The 18,723-nt window shown below is 64.3% G+C and carries 18 protein-coding genes; 16 read left to right on the forward strand and 2 right to left on the reverse strand.

The genetic code is table 11. The annotated features are described in order from the left end of the window. Positions 1–44 precede the first annotated feature (44 nt). The 15 genes from EWH12_RS05280 to ligA all read left to right on the forward strand — a co-directional run bounded on the left by EWH12_RS05280 (position 45) and on the right by ligA (position 16,523). Positions 45–707: a DUF448 domain-containing protein gene (locus EWH12_RS05280; RefSeq protein ID WP_129925939.1), complete on the forward strand. Its 663-nt coding sequence runs from the start codon at positions 45–47 to the stop codon at positions 705–707. An 81-nt stretch (positions 708–788) separates the two neighbouring features. Further along, the gene (infB, locus tag EWH12_RS05285; protein WP_129925940.1) at positions 789–3,368 is read left to right on the forward strand and encodes a translation initiation factor IF-2; all 2,580 of its coding nucleotides are present in this window, start codon (positions 789–791) and stop codon (positions 3,366–3,368) included. Between the two features lie 186 nt (positions 3,369–3,554). Continuing rightward, a complete protein-coding gene (gene rbfA / locus EWH12_RS05290) occupies positions 3,555–3,953 on the forward strand; it encodes a 30S ribosome-binding factor RbfA (protein ID WP_066603693.1) in 399 nt (132 codons plus the stop codon). A 31-nt stretch (positions 3,954–3,984) separates the two neighbouring features. Then, positions 3,985–4,266 (forward strand): AbrB/MazE/SpoVT family DNA-binding domain-containing protein, encoded by a 282-nt coding sequence (locus EWH12_RS05295; RefSeq protein ID WP_129925941.1) that lies wholly within the window; start codon positions 3,985–3,987, stop codon positions 4,264–4,266. Next, positions 4,263–4,649, forward strand: a complete 387-nt coding sequence (locus tag EWH12_RS05300) for a type II toxin-antitoxin system VapC family toxin (RefSeq protein WP_129925942.1) — start codon at positions 4,263–4,265, stop codon at positions 4,647–4,649. Before EWH12_RS05295 ends, EWH12_RS05300 begins: the two co-directional genes overlap by 4 nt. Beyond that, positions 4,649–5,551: an alpha/beta hydrolase family protein gene (locus EWH12_RS05305; RefSeq protein ID WP_422917717.1), complete on the forward strand. Its 903-nt coding sequence runs from the start codon at positions 4,649–4,651 to the stop codon at positions 5,549–5,551. The genes EWH12_RS05300 and EWH12_RS05305 overlap by 1 nt, the downstream gene beginning before the upstream one ends. A 10-nt stretch (positions 5,552–5,561) precedes the next feature. Further along, complete coding sequence (locus EWH12_RS05310; RefSeq protein WP_066603681.1) at positions 5,562–6,140, forward strand: thymidine kinase; 579 nt, start codon at positions 5,562–5,564, stop codon at positions 6,138–6,140. Between the two features lie 31 nt (positions 6,141–6,171). Next, the gene (truB, locus tag EWH12_RS05315) at positions 6,172–7,209 is read left to right on the forward strand and encodes a tRNA pseudouridine(55) synthase TruB (protein WP_129925944.1); all 1,038 of its coding nucleotides are present in this window, start codon (positions 6,172–6,174) and stop codon (positions 7,207–7,209) included. After that, on the forward strand, positions 7,210–7,479 hold the full coding sequence (rpsO, locus tag EWH12_RS05320; protein WP_056688046.1) for a 30S ribosomal protein S15: 270 nt from the start codon (positions 7,210–7,212) through the stop codon (positions 7,477–7,479). A 176-nt stretch (positions 7,480–7,655) separates the two neighbouring features. Continuing rightward, entirely contained in the window at positions 7,656–9,992 is a 2,337-nt protein-coding gene (gene pnp, locus EWH12_RS05325; RefSeq protein ID WP_129925945.1) for a polyribonucleotide nucleotidyltransferase, read from the forward strand. A 162-nt stretch (positions 9,993–10,154) separates the two neighbouring features. After that, positions 10,155–11,174, forward strand: coding sequence for a sensor histidine kinase (locus tag EWH12_RS05330; RefSeq protein ID WP_129925946.1), 1,020 nt, complete (start codon positions 10,155–10,157; stop codon positions 11,172–11,174). A gap of 54 nt (positions 11,175–11,228) precedes the next feature. After that, a complete protein-coding gene (locus tag EWH12_RS05335) occupies positions 11,229–12,017 on the forward strand; it encodes an outer membrane protein assembly factor BamD (RefSeq protein ID WP_066605512.1) in 789 nt (262 codons plus the stop codon). A 50-nt stretch (positions 12,018–12,067) separates the two neighbouring features. Then, a complete protein-coding gene (gene recN / locus EWH12_RS05340; RefSeq protein ID WP_129925947.1) occupies positions 12,068–13,732 on the forward strand; it encodes a DNA repair protein RecN in 1,665 nt (554 codons plus the stop codon). Positions 13,733–13,810: 78 nt separating this feature from the next. Beyond that, positions 13,811–14,185 carry a putative quinol monooxygenase gene (locus EWH12_RS05345; RefSeq protein ID WP_066603669.1) on the forward strand — a complete coding sequence of 125 codons (375 nt, stop codon included), beginning with the start codon at positions 13,811–13,813 and terminating at the stop codon, positions 14,183–14,185. 220 nt (positions 14,186–14,405) lie between these two features. Beyond that, on the forward strand, positions 14,406–16,523 hold the full coding sequence (gene ligA / locus EWH12_RS05350) for an NAD-dependent DNA ligase LigA (protein ID WP_129925948.1): 2,118 nt from the start codon (positions 14,406–14,408) through the stop codon (positions 16,521–16,523). Between the two features lie 102 nt (positions 16,524–16,625). On the opposite strand, the gene yghU is transcribed toward ligA, so the two are convergent. Together yghU and EWH12_RS05360 are read right to left on the reverse strand one after the other, a co-directional pair. Beyond that, positions 16,626–17,495, reverse strand: a complete 870-nt coding sequence (gene yghU, locus EWH12_RS05355; RefSeq protein WP_129925949.1) for a glutathione-dependent disulfide-bond oxidoreductase — start codon at positions 17,493–17,495, stop codon at positions 16,626–16,628. Positions 17,496–17,581: 86 nt separating this feature from the next. Next, positions 17,582–18,016, reverse strand: coding sequence for a universal stress protein (locus EWH12_RS05360; RefSeq protein WP_066603660.1), 435 nt, complete (start codon positions 18,014–18,016; stop codon positions 17,582–17,584). 386 nt (positions 18,017–18,402) lie between these two features. Between EWH12_RS05360 and groES the strand changes: the two genes are divergently transcribed. Further along, entirely contained in the window at positions 18,403–18,690 is a 288-nt protein-coding gene (groES, locus tag EWH12_RS05365; RefSeq protein WP_007704439.1) for a co-chaperone GroES, read from the forward strand. The last annotated feature ends 33 nt before the right edge of the window (positions 18,691–18,723 follow it).

Raw genomic sequence — 18,723 nt, forward strand, 5'->3', positions numbered from 1 at the left:
AGCGTCGGACTTGCCCTTTCATCCGTTTTGGCGGAGGGGCGCGCATGACCGAACGCAAATGCATATTGAGCGGCGACCGCGCCGACCCCGAAACGCTGGTGCGCCTGGCGGTGGGGCCGGAGGGGCAGGTGCTGCCCGACATCCGCGCCAAGGCGCCGGGTCGGGGCGCATGGATCGGCGTATCGCGCGCCGAACTGGAAACCGCGCTGGCCAAGGGCAAGCTCAAAGGCGCGCTGGCCCGCGCGTTTAAGGATAGCGATCTCCAGATTCCCGACGACCTGCCGGCCATGATCGAATCCGGGCTGCGCAAGACGCTGCTCGACCGGCTGGGGCTGGAAGCGCGCGCGTCGATGCTGCTGACGGGTTCGGAAAAGATTGACGTCGCCTGCCGCAAGGGCCAGGTGCGGTTGCTTCTCCACGCCGCCGATGCGGCGGCCGATGGCAATCGCAAACTGGACCAGGCGCTGCGCGTCGGACAGGAAGCCGAAGGCACGGATTTGGCGGGCATCGTCTTGCCTGTGGACCGGGACGCCCTATCTATGGCAATGGGGCGCGACAATGTCGTCCATATCGCGGTGACCGACTCGCGTGCGGCATCGCGTCTGCGCGGCGCCATCGGCCGCTTGGAAAGCTATCTGGGTTGCGCTAACGGGGCGCCTGTGCATGGGGAGCCTGACTCCGCCGATGTGCCAGGCGTGGTCGCTTAGGTTAAATTCGGATGTGAATTTGTTAAGGGCGCCGACGGGCCTTTCCGGTCGGAGCGGAAGTGAAGGGTTAAGTTCAGTCGTATGAGTGACAGCAAGGAAGACAAGCCGGTTCTGGGCCGCAAGCCACTGGGCATCAAGCGGACCGTGGAATCCGGCCAGGTGCAGCAGCAGTTCAGCCATGGCCGCAAAAATACGGTCGTGGTTGAAGTGAAGCGGCGCCGCGTCCTGGGCAAGCCGGGTGAGACGACCGGTGCAGCCCCTGCGGCTGCGCCCCAGGCCGACCCGGCGCCGGCCGCGCCGCGCCCCGCCGCGCCCGCGCCGCAGCAGACCCGCGCGCCGCAGCCGGCGCCTGTGCGTCAGGCGCCGCCGCAAAGCCTGATGTCGCGTCAGGAATTGCAGGCCAAGCTGCTGCGCGAGGCCGAAGAAGCCCGCATGACCGCGCTGGAGGATGCGCGCCGTCGGGAGGACGCCGCACGCCTGGCCGCCATTGAGGAACAGAAGCGTCGCGCCGAGGAAAATCGCACCGTCGCCGAAACGGCCGATGCGCCGTCTGCGCCCGTCGAACAGGCGACGCCGGAACCTGTCGCCGAAGTCGATGCGCCCGCGCCGCCGACTCAGGCGAATGCCGCGCCCGTCGAAGAGGAGCAGCCCGCTGCCAGCGCGGCAGCCGCCGCTCCGCCGCCCCCGCGCCGCTTTACTCCGGTGTCGCCGATCAAGCGCCCGGAGCCTGCCAAGCCGGAACGCGCGAAGAAGGGCGAGGATAATCGTCGCCAGGCTGGCAAGCTGACCGTCACCAAGGCGCTGGCCGACGACGACAGCGCCCGCGCCCGCAGCCTCGCCGCGCTCAAGCGCGCGCGTGAAAAGGAGCGTCGCGCCCATTATGCGGGCGGCTCCAAGACCCGTGACAAGCAGGTCCGCGATGTCGTGGTCCCTGAAATCATCACCGTGCAGGAATTGGCCAACCGCATGGCCGAAAAGGGCGCGGACCTGGTCAAGTCGCTGTTCAAGATGGGACAGGCGGTTACGCTCAACCAGCCGATCGATCAGGATACGGCGGAACTGCTGGTCGAAGAATTTGGCCACCGCATCCAGCGCGTGTCCGACGCCGACGTCGAAATCGGCATCGCCGGTGATGATGATGCACCTGAAACGCTGAAAGTCCGCGCGCCGGTCGTCACCATCATGGGCCATGTCGATCACGGCAAGACCTCGCTGCTCGACGCCTTGCGCGGGACCGACGTGGTCGCGGGCGAAAGCGGCGGCATCACCCAGCATATCGGCGCTTATCAGGTGACGACCAAGGGTGGCGACGTCATCACCTTCCTCGACACGCCGGGCCATGAAGCCTTCTCGGAAATGCGCGCCCGCGGCGCCAACGTCACCGACATCGTCATCCTGGTGGTGGCGGCCGACGACGGGCTGATGCCGCAGACGATCGAGGCGATCAACCATACCAAGGCGGCCGGCGTGCCGATGATCGTGGCGATCAACAAGTGCGACAAGCCCGATGCGAACCCGCAAAAGGTGCGCGAGCGCCTGCTGAGCGAGGAGATCGTGGTCGAGGATATGGGCGGCGACGTGCAGGACGTGGAGGTTTCGGCGCTCAAGAAGACCGGCCTCGACCAACTGATCGAGAAGATCCTGCTCCAGGCCGAAGTCATGGAACTGACCGCCAACCCCGATCGCGCCGCCGAAGGCAATGTGATCGAGGCGCAACTCGACAAGGGCCGTGGCGCGGTCGCCACCGTGCTGGTGCGCAAGGGCACGCTCAAGGTCGGCGACACCTTCGTCATCGGCGCGGAAAGCGGCAAGGTTCGCGCGCTGATCAACGACAAGGGGCAGCAGGTGAAGTCGGCTGGTCCCTCAGCCCCGGTCGAGGTGCTGGGCCTGTCCGGCGTTCCCAAGGCGGGCGATCAGCTCACCGTCGTGGAGAATGAAGCGCGCGCCCGCGAAGTCGCGGCCTATCGTCAGGAGCAGATCACGCTCAAGCGGACGGCGTCGGTGCCCACCAACTTCGAGAGCATGTTCTCTGCGCTCAACACCACCATGATCGAATATCCGGTCGTGATCCGGGGCGATGTGCAGGGTTCGGTCGAAGCGATCGTCACTGCGCTCAACCGTATTTCGACCGACGAGATCAAGGTGCGTATTCTCAGCTCCGGCGTGGGTGCGATCACCGAAAGCGACGTGACGCTGGCGGCCGCCAGCCGCGCGCCGCTGATCGGCTTCAACGTCCGTCCCAACGCCAAGGCGCGTCCGCTGGCCGTGCGTGAGAAAATCTCGCTGCGCTATTATGACGTGATCTACGACCTGCTTGAAGAAGTGCGTAACGAAATGGCGGGTCAACTCGCCCCCGAACGCATCGAAACGATCGTGGGTCGGGCCGAAGTGCTGCAGGTGTTCCCGGCCGGCAAGAAGGACAAGGCGGCTGGTCTGCTCGTCCTGGACGGCATCATCCGCAAGGGGCTCAATGCGCGCCTTACCCGGTCGGACGTCATCGTGTCCAAGACGGTCATCCACTCGCTGCGCCGGTTCAAGGACGATGTGTCCGAAGTCCGCGCAGGCATGGAATGCGGCGCGGTCCTGCAGGATACCAACGACATCAAGCCCGGCGACACGCTGGAATTGTTCGAGGTCGAAGAACGTCAGCGTACGCTGTAATAACGGCAAATGCAAAAGCCCCTCCCTTTCGAGGGAGGGGTTGTGGTGGGTCGTGAGCAAAGCGCGCTTCGACGACCTGTCACAGCAGGTTGCTGGCGATTGCCAGCGATCGCATCCACCCCCGACCCTCTTATGAGGGTTACGTGCCCCTCCTAAGACTTGAAAAGGAGGGGGGAGATATAGGCTATGGCCCAACAACCCGAAGGCCCATCCGTCCGCCTGCTCCGTGTGGGCGAACAGGTGCGTCATATCCTTTCCGATATTCTCCAGCGCGGCGACGTGCATGACGACGTGCTGGCCAAGCATGTCGTGAGCGTGACCGAAGTGCGCATGTCGCCCGACCTGCGCCACGCCACCATCTTCATTAAGTCGCTGCTGGGGCAGGATGAGGACGCGGTGCTCAAGGCGTTACGCACCAATACCGCCTATATACAGCGCGCAGTCGCGAACCGCATGACGCTCAAATATGCCGCCAAGCTGAAATTCCTCGCGGACGACAGCTTTGATGAAGGCAGCCATATCGACAAGCTGCTGCGCCAGCCCAAGGTGGCGCAGGATCTGGTGAAGGACGAGGGCGAGGATTGACTTGGCGCACGGTAAGACGCATCTTACCGTCATGAACGCCAAGACCACCCTGTCGGCCAAAGGCCAGGTCGTCATCCCCAAGGATGTGCGCGACAAACTCGGTCTTGCGCCGGGCCAGGTGCTGGATGTCGTCCTCATGGGCGGCGGCGTGCTGCTGAAACCCCAGCATAAAAAGTCCGGCCGCAGTTTTGAAGAGATCATGGCGCGCATCACGGCTCGGATCGATTACAAAGGGCCGCCCGTCAGCATAGAAGACATGAATCTGACCATCGCAGAGCATTGGGCTAAAAGCGGGGAGCAGGGCGACTGGTGAAAGCCGTCGATACCAATATTCTTGCCAGAGCGATGGTCCGAGATGACGACGACCAGGCGGGCGTTGCGGATTCGGTTCTGGCGAATGGCGCATATGTGCCTCTGACAGTGTTGCTTGAAACCGCGTGGCTGCTATCCAGCCGTTATCAGCTCTCGCGATCGGTCGTTGCCGATACGCTGATGGATATAGTGGATTTGCCCAATGTCTCCGTCGAAGAGGGCGGTGCGGTCCAATGGGCGATTGAACGCTATCGGCATGGCGGCGACATCGCTGACGCGCTGCATATTGTCGCTTCGATTCGCGCCGACAGCTTCGTCACGTTCGATCGCGAAATGCTCAGAAAGCTTGGCGATTCTCCTCTGCCAATCGAGGTTTTGAAATGATGCGCGTGATATTGGCCTGCTTATTGTCTTGTGGCGTGGCAGCGGCGTCCTCGCCCGCCTTCGCCAAGGAGTCGGCGATCCATCCCGCGGTCATTGCCGATCCCAGGCCGGACGCGGCCTATCCCGCGGGAATGAGCGCTTTCGTCATTCCGGCGGAGGACGGGGCGATGAACGCGGTGCTCTATACCGCCGCCGGTGCGGGCATCCATCCGACATTGCTGTTGCTGCACGGCTTTCCCGGTAACGAGCAGAATCTGGACCTGGCCCAGGCCGTGCGCCGGGCCGGATGGAATGTGCTGACGCTCCATTATCGCGGCAGTTGGGGCAGCCCCGGCGCCTTCTCCTTCGCCAATGCGTCCGACGACGCTTTCACCGCGTTGCAATATCTGCAGCAGCCCTCGGTCGTGGCCAGATATCGCATCGACACCAGCGCGATCGTGGTGGCCGGGCATAGCATGGGCGGCTTCATGGCCGCCGATGCCGCCGCCGCCGACCCGCGCGTGGCGGGGCTGTTCCTGATCGATCCCTGGGATCCGGCGCAAACCGTGGCGGCGCTGGCCACGCCGGAAGGCGAGGCGGGATGGAAGGCCGAAGTGGCGAGCGACCTGCCGCCACTCCATGGCGCGACCTATGAGGGGCTGACCGGCGAGATCAGGGCTGACGGGCAGAAGTTCGACCTGGGCCGTCGCCTGGCCGGCTATGGCCGCCGTCCGCTGACGCTGTTGGGCGCGGAAAAGGGGATCGGCGCCATGGCGCGCAAGGCGGCGGCCGATGCGCAGGGGGCCAATCCATCCGCGCGTTTGATGGTCTGGCCGACCGATCACAGTTTTTCCGACAGCCGCATTGCATTGGCTGACGCACTGGTGCGTTTCCTGGCTGGCGTCGCGCCGACGATCCGCTAATCCGGCGGGGATGGCGAAGCTCTATTTCTATTATAGCTCGATGAATGCGGGGAAATCGACCACCCTGCTGCAATCCGACTTCAACTATCGCGAGCGCGGCATGGAAACCATGCTCTGGACCGCCGCGCTGGACGATCGCTACGGCCGGGGGCGGATCGTGTCGCGCATCGGGCTGGACGCGCAGGCGCATCTGTTCGATCCGCAGGTCGACATCTTCGCCGCCATCGCGGTCCAGCATGAGGCGACGCCGCTGTCCTGCGTGCTGCTGGACGAAGCGCAGTTCCTGACCGAGGCGCAGGTGTGGCAACTCGGCGCGGTCTGCGACCGGCTGGGCATCCCGGTCCTCTGCTACGGCATTCGCACCGATTTTCAGGGCCAGCTTTTCGCCGGCAGCGCGGCGCTATTGGGGCTGGCCGACACGCTGACCGAGATCAAGACGGTGTGCGATTGCGGGCGCAAGGCGACCATGAACCTGCGCGTCGATGCGGGCGGACGGCCGATCCAGCAAGGCGCGCAGACGCAGATTGGCGGCAATGATCGCTATGTCGCGCTGTGCCGCCGGCATTTCGTGGAGCAGATGCGGGGCTGACAGCGGTGGCGACGCGCTATACACGCGCGCCATGCACGGTTGGATCATCCTCGACAAACCCCATGGCCTGGGTTCGACCCAGGCGGTCAGCGCGGTCAAGCGCGCGCTGCGGATCAGCGAGGCGGGCAAGTGGAAGGTCGGCCATGGCGGCACGCTCGATCCGCTGGCGACCGGGGTGCTGCCGATTGCGATCGGGGAAGCGACCAAGCTGGCGGGCCGGATGCTCGACAGCGACAAGATTTACGATTTTACGGTCGCTTTCGGTGTTCAGACCGACACGCTGGACCTGGAGGGGAAGGGAATCGCGCAGAGCGACGTGCGCCCGACGCTGGCGCAGGTGCAGGCGGTCCTGCCGCGCTTCACCGGACCGATCGAGCAAGCGCCGCCGGCCTATAGCGCGATCCTGATCGACGGCCAGCGCGCCTACGACCTCGCCCGCAAAGGGGAAGAGGTCGAGATGAAGCGGCGGTCAGTGACGATCCATGGGCTGCATATATCCTCGTCCCAGGGGGCAGAGGATAGCGGAGTTTGTCCGCAGGGCGGGCTAGCGCAGCTTGGAGCGGGGGAGCGAGAGGCAGGCCCCGCTCCAACTTCGGCCAGGCAGCAAGCTGCCAAGCCTTCATATCCTCTCCCCCATGGGGAGAGGGTTTCAGAGATCACCCTTCGCGCCCACGTCTCCAAGGGCACTTACATCCGCTCCCTGGCCCGCGACATCGCGCTGGCGTTGGGAACGGTCGGTCATGTCACCATGCTGCGCCGGGTGAAGGCAGGGCCGTTCACCCTCGAATCCGCAATTTCGCTGGACAAATTGGACCAAGCTGCTAGGGGCGGCGGCATCGGTGGGCTTATGCTGCCGCTGACGGCGGGGCTGGACGACATCCCGGCTCTCCCCGTCTCTCCCGATCAGGCCATCGCTCTCCGCCAGGGGAAGATACTGACCGGGATCGCCGCCACCGACGGCCAGTATCTGGCGACATTGGGCGATATCCCCGTGGCGCTGGTGCGGTCGGACGATCATCAGATCGTCGTGGTGCGCGGTTTCAACCTGATGTCGAGGGAAGACGATTAGATGACGATTACTGCCGAGCGCAAGGAAGCGCTGATCAAGGAATATGCCCGCGCTGAGGGTGATACGGGTTCGCCAGAGGTTCAGGTTTCGATCCTGACCGAGCGGATCACCAACCTGACCGAGCATTTCAAGGGTCACCACAAGGACAATCATAGCCGTCGTGGTCTGCTGATGATGGTCAACAAGCGTCGTTCGCTGCTGGACTATCTCAAGAAGAAGGATCAGGCGCGCTATGTCGACCTGATCGGTAAGCTGGGCCTGCGCAAGTAAGCCTGCTACAAAGGGACGGCCCCATTCGGGGCCGTTTCCGATTCTGGAATGGGGCGCAATTCGGCGCCCTGTTGCATATCAGGGGCCAGATGATGCCCCGACACCGCTGCGGGCCGGTTAGCTCGCAACACAGGCCCCGCCCGGCAATAGGGCCGACGCGGGCGAAGGAAAAAACTATGTTCGACGTCAAGAAAGTATCTATCGAGCTGGCCGGCAAGACGCTGACCCTCGAAACCGGCCGTATCGCGCGCCAGGCTGACGCCGCCGTGCTGGCGACCTATGGCGAAACCGTGGTGCTGTGCGCCGTGACCGCCGCAAAGAGCGTGAAGGAAGGCCAGGATTTCTTCCCGCTGACCGTTCACTATCAGGAAAAATATTCGGCCGCCGGCCGCATCCCCGGCGGCTTCTTCAAGCGTGAGCGTGGCGCGACGGAAAAGGAAACGCTGGTTTCCCGCCTGATCGACCGCCCGATCCGTCCGCTGTTCCCCGAAGGTTTCTATAACGAAATCAACGTGATTGCGCAGGTTCTTTCGTTCGATGGCGAAAGCGAGCCGGACATTGTGGCAATGATCGCCGCTTCGGCCGCGCTGACCCTGTCGGGTGTGCCGTTCATGGGTCCGATCGGCGCTGCGCGCGTGGGCTACAAGGATGGCGAATATCAGCTCAACCCGTCGCTGGACGAAGTGAAGACCGGCGAACTCGATCTGGTTGTGGCCGCCACCGGCAACGCGGTGATGATGGTCGAATCCGAAGCGAAGGAACTGTCGGAAGAGATCATGCTGGGCGCGGTCCTGTTCGCCCATGAAGCGAGCAAGAAGATCGCCAATGCGATCATCGACTTGGCTGAAAAGGCCGCCAAGGATCCCTGGGAAGTGGCCAAGGGCGACAATCTGGACGACCTGAAGAAGAAGCTGAAGAAGCTGATCGGCAAGGACATCACCGCCGCCTACAAGCTGACCGACAAGTCGGCCCGTTCGAACGCGCTGAACGAAGCCCGCGCCAAGGCGAAGGCCAGCTTTACCGCCGAAGGCCTGGACGCCCAGACCGTCATGGCCGGCATCAAGCTGACCAAGAAGCTGGAAGCGGAAATCGTGCGCGGCGCCATCCTCAAGGACGGCAAGCGCATCGACGGTCGCACCACCACGCAGATCCGTCCGATCGAAGCGATGGTCGGCTTCCTGCCCCGCACCCATGGTTCGGCGCTGTTCACGCGCGGTGAAACGCAGTCCATCTGCACCACCACGTTGGGCACCAAGGACGCCGAGCAGATGATCGACGGCCTGACCGGCCTGCATTATGAAAACTTCATGCTGCACTATAACTTCCCGCCCTATTCGGTCGGTGAAGTCGGCCGCTTCGGCGCGCCGGGTCGTCGTGAAGTGGGCCATGGCAAGCTGGCATGGCGTGCGCTGCACCCCGTGTTGCCGAGCAAGGACGAGTTCCCCTACACGATCCGCGTTCTGTCGGACATCACCGAATCGAACGGGTCTTCCTCGATGGCCACCGTCTGCGGCGGTTCGCTCTCGATGATGGACGCCGGTGTGCCGTTGAAGCGCCCCGTGTCCGGCATCGCCATGGGCCTGATCCTGGAAGGCAAGGATTTCGCCGTCCTGTCCGACATTTTGGGTGACGAAGATCACCTCGGCGACATGGACTTCAAGGTTGCCGGCACCGAAGCGGGCATCACCACGATGCAGATGGACATCAAGATTGCGGGCATTACGCGCGAAATTTTTGAAGCCGCGCTGACGCAGGCGAAGGAAGGCCGTGCGCATATCCTTGGCGAAATGAGCAAGGCGCTGTCCTCGACCCGCACCGAATTGTCGGCGCACGCCCCGCGCATCGAGACGTTGCAGATCGACAAGTCGAAGATCCGCGAAGTCATCGGCACCGGCGGCAAGGTCATCCGCGAAATCGTCGCCGAAACCGGCGCGAAGGTGGACATCGACGATGAAGGCCTGATCAAGATCAGCTCGTCCGACCCCGCGCAGATCGAAGCGGCCCGCAAGTGGATCCTCGGCATCACGCAGGAAGCGGAAGTCGGCAAAATCTATGACGGCAAGGTCGTTAACATCGTTGATTTCGGCGCCTTCGTGAACTTCATGGGTGGCAAGGACGGTCTCGTCCATGTGTCCGAAATGAAGAATGAGCGCGTTGAAAAGCCGACCGACGTCGTGTCGGAAGGCCAGGAAGTGAAGGTCAAGGTTCTCGAAATCGACCCGCGCGGCAAGGTTCGCCTGTCGATGCGCGTAGTCGATCAGGAAACCGGCGCGGAACTGGAGGACACCCGTCCCGCCCGCGAACCGCGCGAACCGCGCAGCGATCGCGGTCCGCGTCGTGATGGCGGTGGCGATCGTGGCCCGCGTCGCGAAGGCGGCGAAGGCCGTGGCGATCGCGGTCGTGGCCCGCGCCGCGACGGCGGTGACCGTGGTCCCCGTCGTGACCGCAGCGAAGGCGGCAATGATGACGGCCCGGCGCCGGGCGGTCTGCCCGACTTCCTGACCCAAGACTAAATATCATGGCGGATCGCCACGATCCGCCATGACCGCCAAATGAAACGGGGCGCCCAATTCTCCGGGCGCCTCGTTTTTGTCATGAAGGAGCAATTGACTAACTTCGATCAATGCGCTGGCATAAGGTTCTGATACTGTAACGACGAACTGTTGGGGAACATCATGCAGCGGAGCAATGAGCGGTTCGTGGAACGCCTGCCGCTCGTCCTCGATCGGCCGGTCTATGCCTATATATTGACGTTTTTTTTCTGCGCTGCAGGCCTGTTGTTGCGGATCGCCGCGGAGCCGCTGCTGCCGGTCGGCTATCCCTTCCTTACTTTTTTTCCCGCCGTCATCCTGTCGTCCTTCCTGTTCGGCGTGCGGCCGGGCGTGTTCGCGGCTGTGCTGTGCGGGGTCACATCCTGGTATGTCTTCATCCCGCCCAACGGCAGTTTCGCCTTCAATCCTGCGGTCGCGGTCGCAATGCTTTTTTATACCGGGGTGGTCGCAGTCGACATCATCCTGATTCATTTCATGCAGCGCGCGAATTTCAACCTGGCGGTGGAGCGGGAGCGCAGCCGCGCTCTTGCCGAAAATCGCGAACTACTGTTCCACGAACTCCAGCATCGCGTGTCCAATAATTTGCAGGTGGTCGCTGCGATGCTCTCGCTCCAGCGCCGCCATGTCGATCATGACGTCGCGCGCCGGGCGTTGGATGACGCCTCCGCCCGGCTGTCGCTGATCGGCCGGATCAGCCGGGCGCTCTACGATCCATCGGGCGTCGGACAGGATATGTGCGCTTTCCTGAACGCCCTGACTACCGACATAGTCGATGCCAGCGGGCGAACCGACATTCAGGTGATCGTGACGGCGCCGGACGGATTGCGGATCGATCCCAACATCACCGTGCCTCTGGCCTTGGTGGTGGCGGAATCGGTCAGCAATGCGATCGAACATGGCCTGCCCGATCGCGGCGGCGCCATTGCGGTGACGTTGGAGTCCAATAATGGCGCGCTGGCCTTGCAGGTCGCCGATGACGGGCAGGGCATCGCAACCGATTCCCCGACAGACAAGAGCGAATCCCTGGGCCTGCGTATCGCCCATGCGCTGGCGGCGCAGTTAGGCGGCCATTTCGCGCTGACAGCGGCGCCGCAGGGCGGAGCCGTCGCAAGGCTCGAGCTGCCTGCGCGCGCATCCTGTTGAATGACGCGCATTCTGCCGCTTGGCGGCGGCGTGTCCCTCGGCTATGACCCGCCCATGCTGACGAAAACCCTGACGCGCATTGGCGCGGCCACCGCCCTGGTCCTGATCGCCTCGCCTGTCCTCACCGGCTGCTCCACGTCGAAGAACAAGGCCGACACCCAATATGTCGCGCGCGACGTATCGACCCTGTATAATAGCGGGAAGGACCGGCTGGACCGCGGCCAGTATAAGCTTGCCGCCGCTCTGTTCGACGAGGTGGAACGCCAGCATCCCTATTCGCCCTGGGCGCGCCGGGCGCAGCTCATGTCGGCGTTCAGCTATTATATGAATCGCGATTATGCCGAATCCATTTCGGCGTCGCAGCGTTTCCTGTCGATCCATACCGGCAATAAAGACGCGCCCTACGCCTATTATCTGATCGCGCTCTGCTATTATGAGCAGATCGCCGACGTCACCCGCGACCAGAAGATCACGCAGCAAGGATTGGATGCGCTGGGCGAACTGATCCGCCGCTATCCCGACACCCGCTACGCCGCCGACGCGCGGTTGAAGGTCGATCTGGTCAACGATCATCTGGCCGGCAAGGAAATGGAAGTCGGCCGTTTCTACCAGCGGCGCGGCCAGTGGCTGGCGGCCACGTTGCGTTTTCGTTCGGTGGTCGACAAGTACCAGACCACCACCCACACGCCCGAAGCGCTGGAGCGGCTGGTCGAATCCTATCTCTCGCTCGGCATCCCCGCCGAAGCGCAGAAGGCCGCCGCCGTGCTGGGCCGCAACTATCCCGGCACCAAATGGTATGAGCGCAGCTACAAGCTGATGCAGGAACATGGCGGCAAGGCCTGACGGCCTTTTTGCCTGTTCCCCTTTTGTGCGGTGACAGGTAGAAGCGCGCCATGCTGATCTCGCTCGCCATCCGCAATGTCGTGCTGATCGAGGCGCTGGACTTGGAGTTCGGCGCGGGCCTTTCCGTGCTGACCGGGGAGACGGGGGCGGGCAAGTCGATCCTGCTGGATTCGCTCGGCCTGGCGCTGGGCGCGCGCGCCGACAGCGGTCTGGTGCGCAATGGTGAGGCGCAGGCGAGTGTCGTCGCCACCTTCGAACCGCCGGCCGCCGCCACCCGCGTTGCGCTGCTGCTCGCGAACAATGGCATCGAGATTGAACCGGGCGAGCCGCTGCTGATCCGCCGCTTGGTGAAGGCCGATGGAGGCAGTCGCGCCTTCGTCAACGATCAGCCCTGTTCGGCGGCGCTGCTGCGCGACCTGGGCGGATCGCTGGTCGAAATCCACGGCCAGCATGACGATCGCGGCCTGCTCAACCCGCGCGGCCATCGCGCGCTGCTCGACAGCTATGGCCGCTGCGAGGCCGGAGCGGTGGCGTCTGCCCATGCCGGCTGGCGCACCGCGGCCAAGGCGCTGGCGGAGGCGCATGCCGCTGTGGACAATGCCGCGCGCGACCGTGATTACCTGACCCATGCGGTCGAAGAATTGCGCAAGTTCGCGCCCGAACCGGGTGAGGAGGCGACGCTGGCGGAAGAACGCGCGACCATGCAGAAGGGCGCGCGCCTGACCGACGACCTGAGCGCCGTCGGCGATTGCCTGGCCGGATCGGATGGCGGGCTGGCCCAATTGCGACAGGCGGCGCGGCGGCTGGACCGGATCGCGTCGGAAGAGCCGCTGCTGGCCGCGGTGTTGGAGGCGTTAGACCGCGCTGTGGTGGAGGCGGGCGAGGCCGAAGACCGGCTGGCCGAAGCGGTCGAGGCGCTGAGCTTCGATCCCGCGCGCCTCGACATGATCGAAACCCGTCTGTTCGACCTGCGCGGTCTGGCGCGCAAGCATCAGGTGCAGCCGGACGATCTGGCGGCGCTGCGCGACGAGATGGATGCGAAGCTGGCCGCGATCGAGGGCGGCGAGGCGCATATCGCGGCGCTGGAAAAGGATGTCGCGGGGAAGGCCGCCGCCTATCGCGCCGCAGCGCAGGCGCTGTCGGGTGAACGGCAGATGGCTGCCGGGCGTCTGGATGCGGCGGTCGCTGCCGAACTTGCGCCGCTGAAACTGGACGCCGCCCGGTTCCGCACCGTGGTGGCGCAACTGGACGAGGGTCAGTGGAGTCCGCAGGGGATGGACCGGGTCGAGTTCGAAATCTCGACGAACCCCGGCGCGCCCTTCGCGCCGCTGGCCAAGATCGCATCGGGCGGTGAATTGTCGCGCTTCATCCTGGCGCTGAAGGTCGCGCTGGCCGAGCGCGGCGGGGCGGATACGCTGATCTTCGACGAGATCGACCGGGGCGTGGGCGGCGCGGTGGCCGACGCGATCGGTGAGCGGCTGTCGCGGCTGGCGCAGAGCAACCAGATCCTCGTCGTCACCCACAGCCCGCAGGTCGCGGCGCGGGGCGCGGGCCATCTGCTGATCGCCAAGTCCAGTGACGGCACCGTCACGCGCACCGGCGTTCATGCGCTGGACGATGCGGAACGCCGCGAGGAAATCGCGCGGATGCTGTCAGGCGCGGAAATCACGGCGGAGGCGCGCGCGCAGGCGGAACGGTTGCTGGAGCGGGTTTGACGCTTGTGTTCCCGCCTAGGGGCTACGGTTTGTGGAGGCTTGACACCACCCTCGAAGCGAACGGAGACGGTAAATAGCATGACCCATAACCGCAGAGACATGTTGGGCCTCGCCGCTGCCGCCATTGCCGCCAGCGCCATCCCCGCCGCCGCGCAGGAGGCCAAGCCCCGATACGGCCTGATCGGCCAGATGCTGAGCCTGCCGGGCAAGCGCGACGAACTGGTCGGCTATCTGCGGGACGCGACCGGCGCGATGCCCGGTTGCCTGTCCTATATCATCGCGCTGGACAGCGAGAACCCGGACGCGATCTGGATCACCGAAGTCTGGGACAGCCGCGAAAGCCACGCCGCCTCGCTCAAGCTGCCCGCGGTCCAGACCGCCATCGCGAAGGCGCGGCCGATCATCGCGGGCTTCGGCCAGCGGTTCGAGACGGTGCCGGTGGCGGGGATTTGAACGATATGTTCACGCGGAGACGCGCAGATTTTTGAGCGGCCTTCGGCCTATCTTTCAGACCGCAAAGCAGTCCTCGACCAACTCGGCATCCTCTGCTTCTGTACGCGCGAAGGGAAAAGCAGCATCCTTTCCTTCAGACCCTTCGCGTCTCCGTGGCTCCGCGCGAGCCCATGAGCGCAGCACGCTTTCACGGGCGCAAGAGAGGCGGTAAGGCATCCCCATGACCGACCCCACAACCCTCACCGAAGCCGAAGCCGCCAACCGCCTGATGCGCCTGGCGCGCGAAGTGGCGAAGCATAACCGCCTCTATCATGACCAGGACGCGCCGGAGATCAGCGATGCGGCCTACGACGCGCTGATCCGCGAGAATGAAGCGCTGGAGGCGGCTTTCCCGCAACTGATCCGCGCCGATTCGCCCAATGCCCAAGTGGGGGTCGCGGCGACATCGGCTCTCAAAAAAGTGCCCCACGCCGTCCGCATGATGAGCCTCGATAATGGCTTTTCCGATGAGGATATCAGCGAGTTCCTGATCCGCGTGCGGCGTTTTCTGGCGCTGCCGGACGACGCGCCGCTGGCGCTCACCGCCGAGCCGAAGATTGACGGGCTTTCCTGCTCGCTGCGCTATGAGCAGGGCGAACTGGTGCTGGCTGCGACGCGCGGCGACGGCACGACCGGTGAGGATGTCACCGCCAATGTCCGCACCATCGCCGACATTCCGCAGCGCTTGACCGGCCCGAACATCCCCGACCTGTTCGAGGTGCGCGGGGAAGTCTATATGGCCAAGGGCGATTTCGTCGCGCTCAACCAGCGCCTGCTGGCCGAAGCGGACGACCCGGAAAAGGCGCGCCAGTTCGCCAATCCGCGCAATGCCGCCGCTGGATCGCTGCGTCAGAAGGACGCGGCCGTCACCGCCGCTCGCCCGCTGCGCTTCCTGGCCCATGGCTGGGGCGCGCACAGCGCCGTGCCCGCAGACACGCAATCGGGCGTGATGCAGGCGATCGCGGCATGGGGCCTGCCGGTGTCGGACATGCTGGCCTGCGTCGACAGGCTGGACGCGCTGATCGCCCATTATCGCGGGATCGAGGCGGCGCGCGCCGAACTGCCCTTTGATATCGACGGCGTGGTCTACAAGGTCGACCGGCTCGACTGGCAACAGCGGCTGGGCTTCGTGGCCAAGGCGCCGCGCTGGGCCATCGCGCATAAATTTCCTGCCGAACGGGCGCAGACGACGCTGGAGGCGATCGACATCCAGGTCGGGCGCACCGGCAAGCTGACCCCGGTCGGTCGTCTGACCCCCGTCACCGTGGGCGGCGTGGTCGTGTCCAACGTGACGCTCCACAATGCCGATGAGATCGCCCGCCTCGGCGTCCGCCCCGGTGACCGCATCGTGGTGCAGCGCGCGGGCGACGTCATCCCGCAGGTGGTCGAGAATCTGTCGCGTGAAGAGGCGCGCGATCCGTTTCCCTTTCCGACCCATTGTCCTGTCTGCGGCTCCGAAGCCGTGCGGGAGGAGGAAGAAGTCGATTATCGCTGCACCGGCGGGCTGATCTGTCCGGCGCAGCGGTTCGAGCGGCTGCGTCATTTCGTCAGCCGCGGGGCGCTGGACATTGAGGGGCTGGGAGAGAAGTCCATCCAGGAGTTTCTCGACCTGGGCTGGATCGCCGAACCGGCCCACATCTTCCGCCTGAAGAAGCATCGACTCGACCTGCTCGGCCGGGAAGGATGGAAGGAAAAGTCGGTCGACAATCTGCTCGCCGCGATCGAGGCGAAGCGCCAGCCGGACGCGGCGCGCCTGCTCTTTGGCCTGGGCATCCGCCATGTCGGCGCGGTGACGGCGCGCGATTTGCTCAAGCGCTACACCACATTGCCGGGCGTGCGCACGCTGGCGGAGGAAATCATCGCGCTGCGCGAGGCGGCTGACCCGACAGAGACGCAGGCCAAGCGCGACAAGGCGATCGCCGAACATATCGGCGTGGAGAATGTCGGCGCGGCGGTGGGCCATGCGATCGCCGATTTCTTCCACGAATCGCATAATGTCGAGGCGTGGGATGATCTGTTGCGCGAAGTATCGCCGCCCGACTATATCGTGGAAACCACCGCCAGCGCAGTGACCGGCAAGATCGTCGTCTTCACCGGCAAACTGGAAACCATGAGCCGCGACGAGGCCAAGGCGCAGGCCGAGCGGCTCGGCGCGAAGGCGGCGGGATCGGTCAGCGCTAAGACCGACCTGGTGGTCGCGGGACCGGGGGCGGGGTCGAAGCTGAAACAGGCGGCCGCGCTGGAGATCAAGGTTATTAGCGAGGCCGAATGGGCGGCGATCGTGCGCGCGGCGGGTTAGCCATCACGCCGTCCCCTTCGCGAGGGACGTCAGAGCGGGATGACGTTCCCCCAATGAAGGGGAGGGGAATGCAACGTCATCCGGTCGTAGGTCGAACCAGCGTCAGGCTGCGCCTTCAACATTATCCTGGGTCTTCGTGGCGAAATCGCCCGCGTCATGGCGTTCGTGCAATTGCTCCTCCAGCGGCCCGTTCACCTTGTTGACCATGCGGCCGCGTTGCACCGCGGGGCGAGCGTCGATCTGCTGCGCCCAGCGCAGGACATTCTTATAGCTGGCCACGTCGAGAAATTCCGCCGCATCATAGGCGCGGCCCAGCACCAGTCCGCCATACCAGGGCCAGATCGCGATGTCGGCGATGCTATAGTTGGCGCCCGCTATATATTCATGCTCAGCCAGTCGCCTGTCGAGCACGTCCAACTGCCGCTTCACCTCCATCGTATAACGATTGATCGGATATTCGTACTTTTCCGGCGCATAGGCGAAGAAATGGCCAAAGCCGCCGCCCAGCAGCGGGCCGGCGCCCATCTGCCAGAAAAGCCAGTTAAGCGCCTCGGTCCTTGCCGCCGGATCGGTGGGCAGGAACTTGCCGAATTTCTCGGCCAGATAGAGCAGGATCGACCCGGATTCGAAAATCCGCTGCGGCGGCGATACGCTATGGTCCAGCAGCGCGGGGATTTTGCTGTTGGGGTTGATGGCGACGAAGTCGCTGCCGAACTGGTCGCCATCGCCGATGCGGATCAGCCAGGCGTCATATTCCGCGTCGTTGACGCCCGCTGCCAGCAACTCCTCCAGCAGGATCGTCACCTTCTGCCCATTGGGGGTGGCGAGTGAATAGAGTTGGAGGGGATGCTGGCCGACCGGCAGCGCCTTGTCATGGGTCGCGCCCGCGATAGGGCGGTTGATGGAAGCGAAGGGGCCGCCACTGTCCTTGTCCCAGGTCCAGACACGGGGCGGGGTATATGTCTCGGTCATGCGGGCTGGCTCCGATAAGGGGATATCTTCCGCAGGTAGGAAGCGGCCCCGCCGCCCGCAACCAACCGCCTCTTAACTATCCACGATTATTTCGCATCGGTCCTCACGACCAGCACGCTGACCGGCGACTGATGCACGATGGCCGATGCGTTGGAGCCGAGCAGGCGCGATGAGAGGGACGGCTGGTGCGAGGCAAGGACGATCAGGTCCGCCTTGCGTCGTTCCGCTTCGATAATCACTTCGTCCCGCACCCGGCCGCGGCGGGTGAATATCTGCGTGCGGACGGGGTCCAGTCCGGCCGCTGCCGCCCATGCCTGCATGTCGGACAGGGCGTCTTCCTCCTCCCGCTCGTCGAAATCGCTGGCCAACAATTCGGAATAGCGGGTCGGCAGATAATAGCGGACGTAAAGGATATGGACAGCGCCATCCGTTCCCGCGACCTCGGCCGCGCCGGCGATGGCGGCGCGGGCCAGATCGGGATCGTGGACATCGATTGCGGCGATGATCGTGGCGTAGGGCATCCTCGTCTCCTTTTGCTTATGCCGCTTTCAACCGGCGACCCGCGCGGACGATGCGCCTGTCATCAAAGATTCCCGAAACGACATGAAGGAGGAACAGCCGCAATATCCGCGCAATCCGTCGCGTTGGGGATGACGGTCGGTGGGGCGCACCCTATCTGCCATAAAGCGCCGTTGGCCATGATTTGAGAAGCCGGAAAAATTTCGCGCGGCAACTCTTGACCAGCGGAACGACTTTTCCATATGGATGCCGCTGGCACTCTTGATCAACGAGTGCTAACAACGACAAGTTCATCGGGAGACGGACAAGCGGACAGGGCTTTTGTGGGGGAGATCGTCCTCCGATCCTGTGCGCCGCCCCCTCCCAAAGCTAGGGAAAGGCAATCAACATGGCATTTCGTCCGTTGCACGACCGTGTTCTCGTCCGCCGCATCGAAGCGGAAGCGAAGACCGCCGGCGGCATCATCATCCCCGACACCGCCAAGGAAAAGCCGCAGGAAGGCGAGATCGTATCCGTCGGCACCGGCAGCAAGGCCGAAGACGGCAAGGTGACCCCGCTGGACGTCAAGGCCGGCGATCGCGTGCTGTTCGGCAAATGGTCGGGCACCGAAGTCAAGGTCGACGGTGAAGACCTGCTGATCATGAAGGAATCGGACATTCTGGGCGTCGTCGCGTAAAGCGGCGAACCGGACAGTCATTCCATTTTTCGG

Origin of the sequence: Sphingobium cupriresistens (genome assembly GCF_004152865.1) — a bacterium.
GTDB lineage: Bacteria > Pseudomonadota > Alphaproteobacteria > Sphingomonadales > Sphingomonadaceae > Sphingobium > Sphingobium cupriresistens.

Coding starts and splice junctions, on each gene's coding strand:
- pnp (WP_129925945.1), top strand. CDS start 7,656: ATGTTCGACGTCAAGAAAGTATCTATCGAGCTGGCCGGCAAGACGCTG.
- EWH12_RS05345 (WP_066603669.1), top strand. CDS start 13,811: ATGACCCATAACCGCAGAGACATGTTGGGCCTCGCCGCTGCCGCCATT.
- EWH12_RS05360 (WP_066603660.1), bottom strand. CDS start 18,016: ATGCCCTACGCCACGATCATCGCCGCAATCGATGTCCACGATCCCGAT.
- EWH12_RS05295 (WP_129925941.1), top strand. CDS start 3,985: ATGAACGCCAAGACCACCCTGTCGGCCAAAGGCCAGGTCGTCATCCCC.
- rpsO (WP_056688046.1), top strand. CDS start 7,210: ATGACGATTACTGCCGAGCGCAAGGAAGCGCTGATCAAGGAATATGCC.
- EWH12_RS05310 (WP_066603681.1), top strand. CDS start 5,562: ATGGCGAAGCTCTATTTCTATTATAGCTCGATGAATGCGGGGAAATCG.
- yghU (WP_129925949.1), bottom strand. CDS start 17,495: ATGACCGAGACATATACCCCGCCCCGTGTCTGGACCTGGGACAAGGAC.
- EWH12_RS05330 (WP_129925946.1), top strand. CDS start 10,155: ATGCAGCGGAGCAATGAGCGGTTCGTGGAACGCCTGCCGCTCGTCCTC.
- infB (WP_129925940.1), top strand. CDS start 789: ATGAGTGACAGCAAGGAAGACAAGCCGGTTCTGGGCCGCAAGCCACTG.
- EWH12_RS05305 (WP_422917717.1), top strand. CDS start 4,649: ATGCGCGTGATATTGGCCTGCTTATTGTCTTGTGGCGTGGCAGCGGCG.
- EWH12_RS05335 (WP_066605512.1), top strand. CDS start 11,229: ATGCTGACGAAAACCCTGACGCGCATTGGCGCGGCCACCGCCCTGGTC.
- rbfA (WP_066603693.1), top strand. CDS start 3,555: ATGGCCCAACAACCCGAAGGCCCATCCGTCCGCCTGCTCCGTGTGGGC.
- groES (WP_007704439.1), top strand. CDS start 18,403: ATGGCATTTCGTCCGTTGCACGACCGTGTTCTCGTCCGCCGCATCGAA.
- ligA (WP_129925948.1), top strand. CDS start 14,406: ATGACCGACCCCACAACCCTCACCGAAGCCGAAGCCGCCAACCGCCTG.
- EWH12_RS05280 (WP_129925939.1), top strand. CDS start 45: ATGACCGAACGCAAATGCATATTGAGCGGCGACCGCGCCGACCCCGAA.
- recN (WP_129925947.1), top strand. CDS start 12,068: ATGCTGATCTCGCTCGCCATCCGCAATGTCGTGCTGATCGAGGCGCTG.
- truB (WP_129925944.1), top strand. CDS start 6,172: ATGCACGGTTGGATCATCCTCGACAAACCCCATGGCCTGGGTTCGACC.